The sequence below is a fragment of the Kocuria rosea subsp. polaris genome (assembly GCF_001483755.1).
Lineage (GTDB): Bacteria > Actinomycetota > Actinomycetes > Actinomycetales > Micrococcaceae > Kocuria > Kocuria cellulosilytica.
This window is the reverse complement of the sequence record NZ_LQBK01000002.1, coordinates 19,227-35,114: the sequence shown is the minus strand read 5'-3', so window position 1 is coordinate 35,114 and position 15,888 is coordinate 19,227. Positions and strand designations below refer to the sequence as shown.

Annotated in this window: 13 protein-coding genes and 1 tRNA gene; 5 read left to right on the top strand and 9 right to left on the bottom strand. The window is 73.3% G+C overall.

Annotated features, from left to right (window positions below):
* Nucleotides 1-208 precede the first annotated feature (208 nt).
* The 4 genes from AVL61_RS00340 (at nucleotide 209) to AVL61_RS00325 (ending at nucleotide 5,097) form a co-directional block, all read left to right on the top strand.
* Nucleotides 209-3,070 (top strand): FAD-binding and (Fe-S)-binding domain-containing protein, encoded by a 2,862-nt coding sequence (locus AVL61_RS00340; RefSeq protein ID WP_058872390.1) that lies wholly within the window; start codon nucleotides 209-211, stop codon nucleotides 3,068-3,070.
* A 67-nt stretch (nucleotides 3,071-3,137) separates the two neighbouring features.
* Nucleotides 3,138-3,611 carry a MarR family winged helix-turn-helix transcriptional regulator gene (locus AVL61_RS00335; RefSeq protein ID WP_058872389.1) on the top strand — a complete coding sequence of 158 codons (474 nt, stop codon included), beginning with the start codon at nucleotides 3,138-3,140 and terminating at the stop codon, nucleotides 3,609-3,611.
* Between the two features lie 5 nt (nucleotides 3,612-3,616).
* Nucleotides 3,617-4,039: an organic hydroperoxide resistance protein gene (locus AVL61_RS00330; protein WP_058872388.1), complete on the top strand. Its 423-nt coding sequence runs from the start codon at nucleotides 3,617-3,619 to the stop codon at nucleotides 4,037-4,039.
* Between the two features lie 50 nt (nucleotides 4,040-4,089).
* Nucleotides 4,090-5,097: an NADP-dependent oxidoreductase gene (locus tag AVL61_RS00325; RefSeq protein ID WP_058872387.1), complete on the top strand. Its 1,008-nt coding sequence runs from the start codon at nucleotides 4,090-4,092 to the stop codon at nucleotides 5,095-5,097.
* Nucleotides 5,098-5,110: 13 nt separating this feature from the next.
* On the opposite strand, the gene AVL61_RS00320 is transcribed toward AVL61_RS00325, so the two are convergent.
* The 7 genes from AVL61_RS00320 to AVL61_RS00295 all read right to left on the bottom strand — a co-directional run bounded on the left by AVL61_RS00320 (nucleotide 5,111) and on the right by AVL61_RS00295 (nucleotide 13,580).
* Nucleotides 5,111-5,821 (bottom strand): HAD family hydrolase, encoded by a 711-nt coding sequence (locus AVL61_RS00320; protein ID WP_058872386.1) that lies wholly within the window; start codon nucleotides 5,819-5,821, stop codon nucleotides 5,111-5,113.
* A gap of 31 nt (nucleotides 5,822-5,852) precedes the next feature.
* Nucleotides 5,853-7,322 (bottom strand): outer membrane protein assembly factor BamB family protein, encoded by a 1,470-nt coding sequence (locus AVL61_RS00315; protein WP_058872385.1) that lies wholly within the window; start codon nucleotides 7,320-7,322, stop codon nucleotides 5,853-5,855.
* A gap of 73 nt (nucleotides 7,323-7,395) precedes the next feature.
* The gene (locus AVL61_RS00310; protein WP_082696862.1) at nucleotides 7,396-8,994 is read right to left on the bottom strand and encodes a M28 family peptidase; all 1,599 of its coding nucleotides are present in this window, start codon (nucleotides 8,992-8,994) and stop codon (nucleotides 7,396-7,398) included.
* 250 nt (nucleotides 8,995-9,244) lie between these two features.
* The gene (locus AVL61_RS00305; protein WP_231738219.1) at nucleotides 9,245-10,690 is read right to left on the bottom strand and encodes a M28 family peptidase; all 1,446 of its coding nucleotides are present in this window, start codon (nucleotides 10,688-10,690) and stop codon (nucleotides 9,245-9,247) included.
* Nucleotides 10,687-10,848 carry a hypothetical protein gene (locus AVL61_RS17695; RefSeq protein WP_157571234.1) on the bottom strand — a complete coding sequence of 54 codons (162 nt, stop codon included), beginning with the start codon at nucleotides 10,846-10,848 and terminating at the stop codon, nucleotides 10,687-10,689. Before AVL61_RS17695 ends, AVL61_RS00305 begins: the two co-directional genes overlap by 4 nt.
* A gap of 196 nt (nucleotides 10,849-11,044) precedes the next feature.
* Entirely contained in the window at nucleotides 11,045-12,634 is a 1,590-nt protein-coding gene (locus AVL61_RS00300; protein WP_058872383.1) for a M20/M25/M40 family metallo-hydrolase, read from the bottom strand.
* A 157-nt stretch (nucleotides 12,635-12,791) separates the two neighbouring features.
* The gene (locus AVL61_RS00295; RefSeq protein WP_231738218.1) at nucleotides 12,792-13,580 is read right to left on the bottom strand and encodes a M28 family peptidase; all 789 of its coding nucleotides are present in this window, start codon (nucleotides 13,578-13,580) and stop codon (nucleotides 12,792-12,794) included.
* A gap of 675 nt (nucleotides 13,581-14,255) precedes the next feature.
* Here AVL61_RS00295 and AVL61_RS00285 point away from each other — a divergent pair.
* Nucleotides 14,256-14,332: transfer RNA gene (locus AVL61_RS00285), tRNA-Pro, on the top strand.
* A 160-nt stretch (nucleotides 14,333-14,492) separates the two neighbouring features.
* Here AVL61_RS00285 and AVL61_RS17690 read toward each other — a convergent pair.
* Together AVL61_RS17690 and AVL61_RS00280 are read right to left on the bottom strand one after the other, a co-directional pair.
* Nucleotides 14,493-14,855 (bottom strand): hypothetical protein, encoded by a 363-nt coding sequence (locus AVL61_RS17690; protein ID WP_157571233.1) that lies wholly within the window; start codon nucleotides 14,853-14,855, stop codon nucleotides 14,493-14,495.
* A gap of 129 nt (nucleotides 14,856-14,984) precedes the next feature.
* Nucleotides 14,985-15,860 (bottom strand): type II secretion system F family protein, encoded by an 876-nt coding sequence (locus AVL61_RS00280; RefSeq protein WP_058872380.1) that lies wholly within the window; start codon nucleotides 15,858-15,860, stop codon nucleotides 14,985-14,987.
* Between the last annotated feature and the right edge of the window lie 28 nt (nucleotides 15,861-15,888).

Here is a 15,888-nt window from a genome sequence, read left to right as displayed (position 1 = left end):
CCTCCGGGAGTCGGTTCCAGGGCGCTCCGGCCCGTGGCCCGAGCTTCCCCCATATCGGCGCCGCCCACAATCCCCCCGCCCCCGTGCGGGGCGGGGGGCGTGGTCGCGGGCGGTTCCGCCGGACGGGAGCCGCGCGCGGACCTGAGGTCCTACCATAAGATGTGGCACGGACCACACCGGCCGCACCGACTCCCCGTCAGGAGACCCCATGACCGCCCCGAGCACCCGCCGCTCCCCCGACCCCGCCCCCGTTCCCGCGGAGCTGCTGGAGGAGCTCCGGAGCAGCTGCGGCCGCGACGCAGTGGTGACCTCGGAGCTCGAGCACCGCGCCCTGGCCCACGACGCCTCGCACTACCTGCTCCAGCCCGCCGCCGTGGTGCGCCCGCGCTCGGCCGCGGACATGGGCGGGCTCTTCCGGACGGCGGCCCGCCACGGCCTGGGCCTGACCTTCCGCTCCGGCGGGACCTCGCTGTCCGGGCAGTCCGTGACGGACCAGGTGCTGGTCGACGTCCGCCGGAACTTCCGGGAGATCGAGGTGCTGGACGGCGGCCGGCGGGTCCGCGTCCAGCCGGGGGCCACGGTCCGGCAGGTCAACGCCCGGCTGGCCCCGCACGGGCGCCGGCTGGGGCCGGACCCGGCGAGCGAGGCCGCGTGCACGATCGGCGGCGTGGTGGCCAACAACTCCTCGGGCATGGCGTGCGGGACCGAGGCGAACACGTACCGGACGCTCGAGTCCATGGTGTTCGTCCTGCCCTCCGGAACCCGGGTGGACACCGCGGACCCCGACGCCGATCGGCGGCTGCGGGAGCTCGAGCCCGGTCTGCACGAGGGCCTGCTGCGGCTGCGGGACCGGGTGCGCGGCAACCCCGGCTCGGTGCGCACGGTCCAGCGGCAGTTCTCGATGAAGAACACCATGGGCTACGGCCTCAACTCCTTCCTGGACCACGACGAGCCGGCGCGGATCCTCGAGCACCTGATGGTCGGCAGCGAGGGCACCCTGGGCTTCGTGGCCGAGGCCGTCTTCCGCACGGTGGAGATCCTGCCGTTCGCCGCCACCGGGCTGCTGGTGTTCCCGGACCTCGCCGCGGCCACCCGGACCGTCCCCGCGCTGGTGGCGGCCCGCTCCGCCACGGTCGAGCTGCTCGACGCCACGTCCCTGAAGGTCTCCCAGCGCACGGGCCTGGCCCCGGCGCAGATCCTGGACGTCGACGTCCGCGGCCACGCCGCGCTGCTCGTCGAGTACCAGGGCCGCACGCGCGAGGAGGAGCAGGAGCTCTCCGCGGGCGCCGCGCAGCTGTTCCGCACCCTGGACCTCGCGGCGCCGCCCGCCCTGACGGACGACCGGTCCGCGCGCGCCGCGCTGTGGACCGTGCGCAAGGGCCTCTACACCACGGTGGCGGGGGCCCGGCCGAGCGGGTCGAACGCGCTGCTCGAGGACGTCGTCGTCCCCGTCGCGGAGCTCGGCGAGACGTGCGAGCAGCTCACGGAGCTCTTCGACGCCCACGGCTACCGGGACTCCGTGATCTTCGGGCACGCCAAGGACGGCAACGTGCACTTCATGCTCAACGAGCAGTTCGACCGCCCGGACCTGCTGGCCCGCTACGAGCGCTTCACCGAGGACATGGTGGCCCTGGTCCTCGACCACCACGGCTCGCTCAAGGCCGAGCACGGCACGGGGCGCAACATGGCGCCGTTCGTGCGACGGCAGTACGGGGACGAGCTCCACGGCGTCATGGTGGCGCTCAAGCGGCTCGTGGACCCGGGCGCGCTGCTGAACCCGGGCGTGCTGCTCAACGAGGACCCCGCCGTCTACGTGCGGGACCTCAAGACCGCCCCCACGGTGGAGCAGGAGGTGGACCGGTGCGTGGAGTGCGGCTACTGCGAGCCGGTCTGTCCCTCGAAGGACCTCACCCTCACGCCGCGGCAGCGCATCGTGGGCCGCCGGGAGATCGCGGCGGCCGAGGAGCGCGGGGACGCCGAGCTCGCCGCCCGGCTGCGCACCGAGTACGACTACGAGGGCCTGCAGACCTGCGCGGTGGACGGGATGTGCGTGACGGCCTGCCCCGTGCTGATCAACACGGGGGACCTCGTGCGCCGGCTGCGCGCCGAGGACCACAGCCGGGTCGCGGACGCCGGCTGGGGCGCGGCGGCGCGGGCGTGGGGGGCGACGACGACGGGGGCGGGCCTCGGCCTGACCGCCGCCAAGGCCCTGCCCACCGTGCTGCCGGCCACCGCGACCGCCGCGGCCCGGGCCGTGCTGGGCGCCGAGCACGTGCCGCAGTACAAGGACGCACTGCCCGCCGGCGGCCCGCCCCGTCCGCGGCGGCAGGACCCGGCCGCGGAGGCCGTGTTCTTCCCGGCGTGCATCAACGCGATGTTCGGCACGGCCGCCCGGTCCGGGGACGGCGAGGCCCTGACCGCCTCCGAGGCGTTCCTCGCCCTGTGCGACCGCGCGGGAGTGCATGTGACGGTCCCCGAGGGCATCGGGAACCTGTGCTGCGGGACGCCGTGGAAGTCCAAGGGCCTGCCCACGGGGTACGCCACGATGTCGGAGCGGACGCTGGCGGGGCTGTGGGCCGCGACCCGCCAGGGCGAGCTGCCGGTCGTCTGCGACGCCGCGTCCTGCACCGAGGGCCTGGAGACCATGGCCGAGCTGGCGGCGGCGTCCAGCGAGTACCACGCGCTGCGGTTCGTGGACGCGGTGGAGTTCGTGGCGGACCGGGTGCTGGGGCGGCTGACCGTGAGCCGGCCGATCGGGTCGATGGCCCTGCACCCCACGTGCTCGAGCGTGCACCTGGGCGCCACCGGTGCCTTCGAGACCCTGGCCCGGGCGATCAGCGGCGACGTGGTGGTGCCGGCGGACTGGGGCTGCTGCGGCTACGCCGGGGACCGCGGCATGCTGCACCCCGAGCTCACGGCCTCGGCCACCGCCGCGGAGGCCCGTGAGGTGACCGGGCGCCGCTTCGACGCCTACGCGTCGCTCAACCGCACGTGCGAGCAGGGCCTGACGGAGGCCACCGGGCACCCGTACCGGCACGTGCTCGAGCACCTGGAGGAGGCGACCCGCTGACCGCCCCCTTCGGTAGGTTGTGCCCAACCAAGTTGTGCCCAACTGAAAGCTGTGCCACCATGAGGGCATGGACGCAGACCTCCGGCTCGACGCGCAGCTGTGCTTCGCGCTCTACGCCGCCTCCCGGGCCACGACCGCGGCCTACCGCGAGCCGCTGGCGGAGCTCGGCCTGACCTATCCGCAGTACCTCGCGCTGCTCGCGCTGTGGGAGGAGGACGGCCAGACCGTCTCGGCGCTCGGCTCCCGCCTGCGCCTGGACAGCGGCACCCTCTCCCCGCTGCTGAAGCGGATGGAGACCGGCGGCCTGCTCGAGCGCCGCCGGGGCCACGACGACGAACGGCGGGTCACCGTCCACCTCACCCCGGCCGGCCACCGGTTGCGCGAGCGCGCCCCGGCCGTGCAGCGGCGGGTCCTGGAGGCCTCGGGGCTGACCGCCGCCGAGATGACGACGCTGCGCGATCTGGCCCGCAGGATCGGCGCCCCCGCCGACGAGGACAGCACGACCACCACTCGTACCCACAGCACCGACATCCAGGAGTGACCAGCATGGACACCGTCTACACCGCCGAGGCCCTCGCCACCGGCTCCGGCCGCAACGGCCGCACCCGCACCACCGACGGCCGGATCGACCTGGGCCTGGCCGTCCCGCAGGAGATGGGCGGCTCCGGGGACGGCGCGAACCCCGAGCAGCTCTTCGCCGCCGGCTACGCGGCGTGCTTCCACTCCGCCCTGCAGATGGTGGCCCGGCAGGAGAAGGTCCGGCTCGGCGACTCCAGCGTCGGCGCCCGCGTGGGCATCGGCGGCAACGGCCAGGGCGGCTTCGGCCTCGAGGTCACCCTGGAGGTCGTGCTCCCCGACCTCGACCAGGACACCGCGCAGTCGCTGGCCGAGAGGGCCCACCAGGTGTGCCCGTACTCGAACGCCACCCGCGGCAACGTCGACGTCCGCGTGACCGTCGCCGAGGACTGATCCCCCGTCCCCCTTTCTTCCCCGCACCTCTCGTCCCCTCAGGAGAACCGATGACCCCGCCCACCAGCACCCGCCAGATCGTGCTCGCCTCCCGCCCCGACGGCGCCCCCGTGCCCGAGAACTTCCGGCTCGAGGAGGTCGCACTGCCCGAGCCCGGCCCCGGGCAGGTCGTGGTCGCCAACCGCTGGATGTCCGTGGACCCGTACATGCGCGGCCGGATGAACGACGTGAAGTCCTACGTCCCGCCGTTCCAGGTGGACCGCCCGCTCGACGGCGGCGCCGTGGGCGAGGTCGTCGCCTCGTCCGCCCCCGAGCTGCCCGTGGGCGCCACGGTGCTGCACGGGGCCGGGTGGCGCGAGCACGCGCTGCTCGACGCCGGCTCCGCCACCGTGGTGGACCCCGCGCTGGCCCCCGGTTCCGCCTACCTCGGGGTGCTCGGCATGCCGGGGCTCACGGCGTACGCCGGGCTCATGGCGGCCGCGCGGTTCCGGCCCGGGGACACGGTGTTCGTCTCCGGCGCCGCCGGGGCCGTCGGCTCGCTGGTCGGCCAGATCGCACGGCTCAGCGGGGCCGAGCGCGTGGTGGGCAGCGCCGGCTCGCCGGAGAAGGTCGCCCGCCTGCTGGAGCTCGGCTTCGACGCCGCCTTCGACTACCACGACGGCCCGGTCCTCCCCCAGCTGCGGCGCGCGGCGCCCGAGGGCATCGACGTGTACTTCGACAACGTGGGCGGCGAGCACCTGGAAGCCGCGATCTCCGCGCTGAACACCCACGGCCGGGTGTGCCTGTGCGGGGCGATCTCGCAGTACAACGCGACCGAGCCCCCGGCCGCGCCGCGCAACCTGGCGCTGGCGATCGGCAAGCAGCTGAGCCTGCAGGGCTTCCTGGTGAGCGGTCACCAGGACCTGGGCCCGGAGTTCCGCGAGAGGATGGCCGGCTGGCTGGCCGCCGGCGAGATCGTCTGGGACGAGACCGTCCGCGAGGGCCTCGACGACGCCCCGCAGGCGTTCATCGACCTGCTCGCCGGCGCCAACACCGGGAAGATGGTGGTCCGGCTCTGAGGCCGGCGCCGGCTCAGCCGTTGTCGGCGAGCCGGCCCAGGGGGCTGTTCTCGAAGTCGTCCAGCAGGGCCTGCGGGTCCGCGTAGACGGCCACGGCCCCGGCCTCGCGCAGCTCCGTCTCGCTGATCCCGCCGCTCGTCAGGCACACGGCGTCGAGGCCGAGCTGCCACGCGGACTCGACGTCCCAGCGGGCGTCCCCCACCACGATCGCGTCCTCGGGGCGCAGGTTCCCCGCCTCCAGCGCCGCGGCGAAGATGTCGGGGGCGGGCTTGCTCTGCTCGGCGTCGGTGGCGGTGGTGACCGCCGCGAGCAGGTCGTCGGAGCCGAGGGCCTCCCGCATGGCGGCGACCTCGGTGACGTTCGACGACGACGCCAGCACCACCACGAGGCCGGCGTCGGCGCAGCGGCGCAGCAGCTCCGCGGCGCCCCGGGTGGGCTTGAGCCCCGGCCAGTGCACGGAGAACAGGGCCCCGTGGGCGGCGCCGATGGCGTCGTCCTCGTCCCGGTCCCGGTCGGCGGGCAGCAGCTCGTCGATCAGCTGCTCCGAGCCCATGCCGATGAGCCGGTGGATGCGGTGCATGGGGACGTCGTGGCCGGCCTGGTTGAAGGCGTGCCACCAGGCGACGGTGTGCAGGTAGCTCGAGTCGATGAGGGTGCCGTCGACGTCGAACAGGACGCCGCGCCGTGCCGGCGCGGAGGGGTCGGGGGTCCGGGGAGCAGTCATGGCCCCACCCTTCCACCCGCCGGGCGGGTGATCAATCTGTCGCGGGGCCGCGGCGGCGGCGCACGAGGAGGACCGCCAGCGCACCGAGCAGGCCGACGGCGAGCAGACCCGCGACCGCCGGGCCGAGCGCTCCTCCGCCCACCGCGTCGGTGTCCGCCGCCGCGTCGTCCCCGGTGCCGGCCGCGGCGCCGTCGCCCGCCTCCGCCGTGCTGTCCGCGCCGGCGGCCGGGGTCTCCTCCGCGCCGGTGTCCCCGGTCAGCTCGGCGAGGTCCAGGGCGTGGACCCTGCCGTCCTGGCCGGGCACCAGCAGCACGTCGTCGACGACGACGGGCCCGGCGGGGGCCAGCGGCTCGTCGGAGAGCTGCCGGCTGCCCGCGAGCGCCCCCGTGCCGGTGTCGACGGCGCCGATCTCCCCCTGGGTGGTCGTGTACACCACGTGCCCGTCGACCACCACGGGCGGCGCCTTGACGGGCCCGGAGTCGTGGGACCACCGCTCCTCGCCCGTCTCGAGGTCCAGGGCGTAGAGCTTCCGGGTAGTGGGGCTGCCCACGTAGACCACGCCGTCCGCGATCACCGGGGCCCCGGACTTGTTGTTGGGCACGAACGGGCCGTCGCCCAGGTGCACCTCCCAGAGCACCTCGCCGGTGTCGGCGGAGAGTCCGTGGGCCCAGTGCTCGAGCTGCTGCGCCGGCACGATGTCCCGGTGCGAGGTCGTGACCACGACGCCCTCGGAGACCGCCGGCGGGACGTCGTCGAGGCCCGACTTGACGTCCGGCATCGCGGTGGCCCAGGTCAGCTCCCGGGCGTCCATGTCGTAGCCGATCACCTTCGGCCCGCCGTCGAACGCCCCGGCGTAGAGCATGCCCTCGGCGGCGGCCGGGGCGGACATGCTCATGACCGCCCCGACGTCCACCCTCTCGAGCCCCTCCCCCGTCGCGGCGTCGATCACGTGCAGGTGCCGGTCCCCGGTCGCGGCGTGGATCCGGCCGTCGTGCAGCACGGGGGTCGGCATGACGTGGCCGTCCACGGGATACGCCCACTTCTGCTCGCCCGTCCCGGCGTCCAGCGCGAGCACCCCGCCGGGGCCGTCACCGCGCAGCCCGTCCCCGCGCTCCTGGCCGCGGTCCCCGTAGCCGACGTAGACGGTGCCCTCGGAGACGAGCATCTCGGAGTGGATCCAGTTCGGGGCCTGGGCCTGCCAGAGCTGCTCACCGGTCGCGAGGTCGAAGGCGTGCAGGGTGCCGCTGCCGTGGGTGCCCACGTAGAGCCGGTCCCCCACGACCACGGGCGTGGCACGGACCTCGTCGGGCAGCTCGAAGCCGTCCTCGGCGGGGACCGCCGAGCCGTCGGTCTCGATCACGGGGTTCTTCTCGGGGGTGAGCCGGTACTGCGTCCACTCCTGCGGGGAGTCCACCGGGGCCTCGGCCGCCGCGGCGGGGCCGGTGCCCGTCAGGAGGACGGCGCAGGTCAGCACGGCACAGGTGTTCCGGAGGGGAGTCATCCCTCCAGTGTGGAACGCCGGCCGCTCCCGACGACAGCGAAGTTGCGGAGGAAAACCACGGCGCGGGCCGCTCTCACTGCTCGTCCGGCACCGTGGCGGCGCTGTGCGGGCCGTCGCCCTGGTCCACGGTCGCGGGACCGAGCGGGAGCTGGGCCTCCCGCTGCTGCCCGGTCCCGTCCGTGCCGGTGAGCTCTCCGGTGGAGGCGGCGAAGCGCGTGATCACGGCGGCCGCCGCGTCGGTCATCTCGTCGAGTCCCCGGACGTCGACGTTGGCCAGGTCGTCGCACGCGCCGTGGTAGCAGAAGTCGTAGGCGACCCCGGCCCGGCCGCCGAAGAGCGCGGCCTGCTCCGCGGTCTTGATCCCCTCGGCGCCGGTGAAGAGCCCGCCGGAGGGAACGCCCTCGGCGATGAACGGCCCGTAGTCGCTGCGGCCGCTGAACTCGGTCTCGCCCGAGGCCAGGCCCACGGAGCCGAAGTGCTCGTGGAAGGCCGCCTCGATCGCGGCCGAGCCCTCCGGGGCGGTGACGGGTCCCTCGGGGCCCTGCACGGGCGGGAACGCGGAGTGGTCGCCGTCGTAGACGAAGCGCCCGTAGTTCGGGGAGCCGATCATGTCGAAGTTCAGGTACAGCGCGATGCTCTCCAGTGCGGCGGGATCGTTCGCCTTGAGGTCCGCGACGTAGTGCTCGGAGCCGCGCAGACCGAACTCCTCCGCGCCCCACCAGGCGAAGCGCACGCGGTTCGCGGTCTCCGTGTCCGCGAGCGCCTCGGCGACGGCCAGGATCCCCGCGGAGCCCGAGCCGTTGTCGTTGATCCCCGCGCCCTCGGGCACGCTGTCCAGGTGGGCGCCGACCATCACCGTGTTCCCGGGGTCGCCCGTGCTCGTCTCGGCGAGGACGTTGAAGGTGCGGCGGTTCTCGGAGACCGTCTGCGCCGTCACGGTCACCTCGGCCCCGCCCAGCAGGGCGGTCCCGGCGGCGTGGCTGAGCCCGACCACCGGCAGGGTCGTGGCACCGGGCTCCCCCAGCGTGCCGGCGACCACGCCCTCCTCCCCGGGCAGGCCCGTGTTGAAGATCAGCACGGCGGAGGCCCCGGCCGCCTGCGCGTTGGCGGCCTTCACGCCGAAGGTGCACGTGCCGCGCTGGAGCAGCGCGATGTTGCCCGCGGTGAAGCCGGCGAAGTCCTCGGTCTCGCAGCCGCTGGTGCTCGCCTCCCGGGCGCCGGTGGTGTCCACGGCCTGCACCGGGGCGGTCACCGTGCCGGAGCCGGAGTAGACCATCACGGCCGCCTCCTCGGCGGTCAGGGTGCGCGGGACACCGCCCGGCCCGGGCACGGCGACGGTCGTCGGGACGACCTCCTGGAAGAAGGGGAAGTCGAAGCCCTGCACCCGCGGGGCGTAGCCGGCGGCCCGCAGCCGGCCGGCCACGTAGTCCACGCTGCCCCGGTGGCCGGGCGTGCCCGAGGCCCGGTTGCCGCTGTTGGCGTAGGCGACGGCCTGGAACACCTCGAGGTGCTCCAGCACCTGCTCCGGCGGCACGTCCACGGCGGGCCCGGCGGCCGTGCCGGCGTCGTCGTCCGGTCCCGGGGGCGCCGCGACGGCGCTCGGCACCGCAAAGGCCAGGGTCCCGGCCAGGGCGGCGGCCACGGTCCAACGGCGGGGTGTGCGGTGCGGCATGGGTCCTCCCGGGGCCGGGGGCCGATCGGGGGCTCGACCGTGTCCGTGATCGGCTCCGCCGGACGGGTGGAGCGCTGCGCACAGGATCTCAGCTCCAGGTCAGAGGCACAATGGCCGGACCGCTTTTGGGAAAGGGAACGGCTCCGCCCCGGTCCTGGAACACCGGGGCGGGGCCGTCAGGCGGTGGCCTCGTCGCGGCCGGGGACCCGGACCGGGCCTGCCGCACGGAGGTTTCCTCCCTGCGGTCCCTTCACTGCGCCTGCCGCTCCTCGGCGGCGTTGCTCGGGCCGTGGCCCTGGTCCACCGTGGCGGCCGGGATCGGTCCCACGGCGGTGCGCAGCCGCTGCCCCTCCTCCTCGAGGTCCAGGGCGGAGTCGGCGAAGCGCCGGACCACGGCGGAGGCGGCCGCGGTCATCTCGTCCAGCGTCCGGAGGTCGATGTTGCTGAGGTCGTCGCACGCCGCGTGGTAGCAGAAGTCGTAGCCGATGCCGGCCCGGCCGCCGAACAGGGCGGCCTGCTCCACGGTCTTGATCCCCTCGGCGCCGGTGAAGAGCCCGCCGGAGGGCACGCCGACCTCGATGAAGGGCCCGTAGTCGCTGCGGCCGCTGAACTCGGTCTCGCCCGAGGCGAGCCCCACGGAGCCGAAGTGCTCGTGGAAGGCCGCCTCGATCGCGGCGGATCCCGCCGGGGCGGGCACCGAGCCGTCCTCCGGGCCGAACGCCGAGGCGTCGCCGTCGTAGACGAAGCGGCCGTGGTTCGGGGAGCCGATCATGTCGAAGTTCAGGTACAGGGCCACCTTCTCCAGCGTCGCGGCGTCGTTGGCCTTGAGGTCCGTGACGTAGTGCCGGGACCCGAGCAGGCCGAGCTCCTCGGCACCCCACCAGGCGAAGCGCACGGCGTTGGCGGTCTCCGTGCCCGCGAGCGCCTCGGCGACGGCCAGGATCCCCGCGGACCCGGAGGCGTTGTCGTTGATCCCCGGTCCCTCCGGGACGCTGTCCAGGTGGGCGCCCACCATGACCGTGCGCTCCGGGTCCCCCGTGCTCGTCTCGGCGAGGACGTTGAAGGTCTCCCGGCTCTCCGAGACGGTCTGGGTGCTCACCGTCACCTCGCCCCCGCCGAGCAGCGCCCTGCCGGCGGCGTGGCTGAGGCCGACCACGGGGATCGTCGCCGCCCCCGGTGCCCCGAGCGTCCCGGTGACCACGCCCTCCTCCCCGGGCAGACCCGTGTTGAAGATCAGCACCGCGGAAGCACCGGCGGCCGCCGCGTGGGCGGCCTTCGTCCCGAAGGCGCACGTGCCCCGCTGGAGCAGCGCGATGTTCCCCGGCACGAAGTCGGCGAAGTCCCCGGCCTCGCACCCGCTGGTGCTCGCGGCCGGCTCTCCGGCGGTCCCCACGGCCTGCACCGTGGCGGTCACGGTGCCGGAGCCGGAGTAGGTCATGACCGCGACGTCCTCCGCTGACAGCTGCCGGCCGCCCGCGCTGACCGTGGCCGGACCGGTCGCCTGGAAGAAGGGGAACTCGAAGCTCTGCACCCGCGGCGCGTAGCCGGCGGCCCGCAGCCGGCCGACCACGTAGTCCACGCTGCCCCGGTAACCGGGCGTGCCCGAGGCCCGGTTGCCGCTGTTGGCGTTGGCGATGGCCTGGAACACCTCGAGGTGCTCCAGCACCTTGTCGGAGGGCACCTCTGCCGCGGTCACCGGGACCACTCCGCGGCGGTCGGCGCTGCGGCGGCGGCCACGTCGTCGTTCGTCGGGGCGCCGGCGATCGGGAGTCCGGCGCGCTCGGCGCCGGTGCTGAACGGTGTGCAGGCCGCTGCGGCGGCCACGGTCCGGTGGTGATGGGTGCGGTGGCGCATGGGATCTCCCTCGGCAGGGGCCGATCGGGGGCTCGACCCGGACAGCGGCTTCATCGAGCTGATGGAGCGATGTGCACAGAATCCCAGCTGCCGGTCGGCGGCACAACGACCGGACGGATTGTGGCGGACGGAGCGGCCCCGCCCCCGGCGCGAATTGCCGGGGGCGGGGCCGTGGAGCATCCGTGCGCGGGAGCCGTCAGGCGGCCGCCTTGTCGTGGCCGTGGCCGTGGCCGCGACCGTGCTCGGAGTGCGGGCCGTGGCCGCGGTCGTGGCCCTTGGGGTGGCCGACGGCGCCCTTGCCCTTCTGCTTGTAGGGTTCGCCCTCGCCGTTGACGTCGTGCGTGGACATCGCGTACCGGAGGACGACGGCGGCGGCGGCGTCGGACATCTCCTCCATGCCCTGGAGGTCGACGTTCGTGATGTCGTCGCACGCGGAGTGGTAGCAGGAGTCGTAGGCGACGCCCGCCTGGCCGCCGAACAGCGCGGCCTGCTCCTCGGTCTTCACGCCCTCGGCGCCCGTGAACAGACCGCCGGAGGGCACGCCGACCTCGATGAAGGGCCCGTAGTCGCTGCGGCCGCTGAACTCGGTCTCGCCCGAGGCCAGCCCCACGGAGGCGAAGTGCTCGTGGAACGCCGCCTCGATCGCACCGGAGCCCGCGGGGACGTTCGTGTCACCGGGGTCGAAGGTCGAGGCGTCGCCGTCGTAGACGAAGCGCCCGTAGTTCGGGGACCCGATCATGTCGAAGTTCAGATACAGCGCGATGTCCTCGAGCGCGCCGGGGTCGTTCGCCTGCAGATCGGCCACGTAGTGCTCGGCGCCCAGCAGGCCGAGCTCCTCCGCGCCCCACCAGGCGAAGCGGACGTTGTTCTCGGTCTTCGTCTTGGCCATGGCCTCCGCGATGGCGAGGATGCCCGCCGACCCGGTGCCGTTGTCGCTGATGCCGGCGCCCTCGAGCACGCCGTCCAGGTGCGCGCCGACCACCACCGTGTTCCCGGGGTCGCCCGTGCCGGTCTCGGCGAGGACGTTGTAGGTGGTGCGGGTCGCCGAGACGGTGTCCGTGGTGACCGTGACCTCCGTGGCGTCCAGCAGGTCCACGCCGGCCTGGTGGCTGAGCCCCACCGTCGTCAGGGTGGTCGCCTCCGGGGATCCGAGGGTGCCGTTGAGGAGTCCCTCGCTGCCGGGCGCCCCGCTGTTGAAGATCAGCACGGCGCTCGCGCCGGCGGCCTCCGCGTTGGCGGCCTTGACCGCGAAGGAGCAGGCGCCCCGCTGGATCAGGGCGACGCTGCCCGGCACGAAGTCCGCGAAGTCCGCGGCCTCGCAGCCGCTGGTCGAGGCGCCCGCGGTGCCGTCGGTGTCCACGGCCTGGACCGGGGCGGTGACCGATCCGGTGCCGGAGTAGGTCATCACGGCGACGTCCTCGGCGGCGAGCTGCGTGCCGTCCGCGCTGACCGTGGCCGGGCTGACCTCCTGGAAGTACGGGAAGGTGAACTCCTGGACCTCCGGGGTGTAGCCGGCGGCCTGCAGCTTCTGGACGACGTAGTCGACGCTGGCCTGGTAGCCGGAGGTGCCCGAGGCGCGGTTGCCGTCGTTGGCCTCCGCGATTGTTTGGAAGGCGCTCAGGTGCTGCACGAGCTTCTGCTGGGAGACGGCCTGGGTGATCTTGTGGGTGGTGTTGTTGTTGCTGTTGTCGCGGGTGGGGGCCGCGACGGCACTGGTCGCCGTGAGGGTCAGGGCGCCGGCCAGGGCGGCCGAGGTGATCCAGTGACTGGGCGTGCGGACGGGCATGGAACCTCCAGGTGAGCGGCGGCCGGGAGGTGACCCGGCCGTGACGCGGTTCACAGTCATCGAGGGATGACTCGGATTTGCTTATGCTCACAAATGGGTTACTGGGCAGTCAATAACTTTTGTCCACTGATCGCCCCACAGCCCTGGTCGCCCGGGCTCACCGGCGCACGCGGGCGCCGCGCCGCGCGGCGACCACCACCCCGCCGGCCACCGCGGCGACCACGCCCAGGACCACGAGGGCCGTGAGCACCGGCCGGAGCTCCTCGAGCGCGCTGCGGCGAGGCCACCCGTCCGGGGGACGCAGCGGCGCCCCGTCGTCGATCGTGGACGACGCGAAGCCCAGGACGACCGCGGCCGTGGCGTCGCTCATCTCCTCGAGGACCTGGAGGTCGACGTTGTCCATGTCGTCGCAGGCGGAGTGGTAGCAGGGGTCGTAGTCCGCGCCGGCCTCGCCGCCGTACCGCTCCGCCTGCTGCCGCGTCTTCTCGCCCGTGTCGCCGGTGAAGAGCCCGCCCGCGGGGATCCCGGCCTCGGCGAACACGAGGTGGTCGCTCCCGTCGTCGAGCGGCACCTCCTCCGCGGCCATCGCCACGGACTCGAAGTAGCCCCTGAACGCCACCTCGATGGCCTCCGACCCGGCCGGGGCCTCGACGGAGTCGTCGTGCCGGCCGCCCCCGGACGTGTCGCCGTCGTAGACGAAGCGCCCGTAGTTCGGAGAGCCGATCATGTCGAGGTTCAGGTACAGCGCGATGTCGTCCAACGCCGCGGGGTCGTTGGCCCGGAGGTCGGAGACGTAGTGGTCGGCACCGTTGTAGTCGACCTCCTCCGCACCCCACCAGGCGAAGCGCACCCTGTTCCGCGTGTCGGTGCCGGCCAGGGCCTCGGCGACGGCGAGGACGCCCGCGGCGCCGGAGCCGTTGTCGTTGAGACCGGGGCTCTCCCGCACGCTGTCCAGGTGCGCACCGAGCATCCACGGTGCCGGCCGGGTCCCCCGTGGCCGTGTCCGCCAGGACGTTGTACGTGACACGAGGGCCCGTGGCCGCGTCCCCGCCGTACCCGTGGTCATGCTCGTCGTCGTACGGGACCGTGAAGACCTGCACCCGGGGGTGATAGCCGGCGGCCCGCAGCCGCTCGACGACGTGGTCGACACTCGCCCGGTAGCCGGCGGTGCCGACGGCGCGGTTGCCACCGTGGGCGTCCGCGGCGTCCTGGAAGGCCCGCAGGTGGCCCTCCAGCTGCTCGGCGGTGACGGCCCGGGTGATCTCCTCCGTCGTGGCGGCGCCGTCGCGCCCTGCCGGAAGGGCCGCGGCGGAGCCACTGGCGGTCAGCAATAGGACCGCCGCCGGCGCGGCCAGGACGAGCCCTGTGCTGGACGCTCGTCGATCCACGGCCCCTCCCCCGGGACACGGCGCCGTGCCTGCCCGGACCGGACGTCCCCTGACGCCCTCCCGTGAACCGACGGTGCTCTGTGCTCAGGCAAGCACGGGCCGGCCTCCCGGTCAACGGTCCGCGGAAGGATCTCGTGCTCCGGTGCAACACGGCCGCGAGGCCTCGATTTCCCACGCGCGGGACGGGATGGCTATGATGAAGCAGTTGTTTCCGGTCGAGGCCGGACGCTTCACGGGATGTGGCGCAGCTTGGTAGCGCGCGTCGTTCGGGACGACGAGGTCGCAGGTTCAAATCCTGTCATCCCGACCAATGTGATGTCTCAGGACATCGGCAAGGCCCGAACCCACGGATGTGGGTTCGGGCCTTTTGTCATGCCCGGGGGCCAGACCTCCGCCTGTCCGTGCTCCGGGGCAGTGCAGGCTTCCGACGGAATGACGGAGACAGGAGTCGGTCCGGCAGACCCTGTCCGCTACTGGCGCCGCCAGAGCCGTCGGCGTCCGGGACGCAGAACAGGAGCACACTCGTAGATTTCACCGTCGTCGCCCTGCATCTGAGCATTCAAGATGCCCGCGAGTCGCGTCACCCGATCTGCTACATCCTGATCCGGTGGGAAAGGCGTAAGAGTGATCTGGCCTTCGACAACGTGGGCTGAGATCAGGTCCGCAACCTCCTCCCCTGACATGGAACGCCCCAGCTGGAATGCGTCCGCACCGTCTGGACGGAGAGCAAGGCCCACCTGGTGGCAGGCAGCGACCAGCTCGATCGAGGTGATCGGATGCACGGGGGCTTCTGACCAGTCACTAGCTCTGGTGAGGTGCAGGTCGTAGCTCATCAGCAAATTCTAGGCACGGCTCGGGTGGGTGTCTTCGCAATAACGCTGATGCGATGGGGCTATTCACCCAAAGAACGACGAGCACGATCCCGGAACATCGTAGGTCTGCCAGGTCTCGTAGCGGTTGCGTCAGAACTGCTTCATTGCCGTGAGCACCACGGGGCCCATGATCATCAGGAGGAGCACCGGCAGGATGAGCAGCATAAGCGGAACGGTGATCTTCACGGGGATCTTCATGGCCTGCTCCTCCGCACGCTGCTTGCGCTTCATGCGCATCTCCGCCGCCTGAGTCCGGAGGACCGAGCTGATCGAGATGCCGTAGGCGTCGGCCTGGACAACGGCGCGGGTGAAGCTGCGGAGGTCCGGCACGTTGGTCCGCTCCTCCAGCGCGAGATAGGCGTCCTTGCGGGGCATCCCGACGCGCATGTCTCCGAGGGTGCGCTGGAGCTCTTCGGCCAGCGGACCCTTGCCGTTCTCTCCCGCCCGGGACATCGCGGACTCGAAACCGAGGCCGGCCTCGACCGCGATCATCATCTGGTCCAGTGTGTCGGGCAGTTCCAGCCCGATGGCCCGTTGCCGCTCGATACCCCGGCTGTAGAGAAGCAGGTCGGGGACGAAGTACGCGACCGCCGTGACCACGATCGCAAGGGCGAGCATCCGACCCCCAGCATTGCCGGCCAAGAGAAGCAGTCCCAGGAGCGCACCGACGCCCGCCAGGAGCGGCTTGGCGACGAGCAGTCGCGAGAGGGGCCACGCCGCCGGTCGCCCGGCGAGGGCGTGCAACCGGTCCAGCCGCGCCGCGCCCTTCGCCGTCGTCAGGCGCTGCAGACTGCCGAAGGAGGGCCGAACAGGCCCACCAGCAGCGGTCACCTCGGCGGCAAAGCCACGAGTCAGGTTGTCCCGTACCTGACGGACGGAGGCGCCGGCGGTACTGAACACCGCCCACAGTGCCAGGGCCAGGGCCGCGCCGGAGGCCACTGCGGCGAGGGTGAGTGTCGGGGCCACGGATTCTCTCCTGGAACTCGGACGGAAC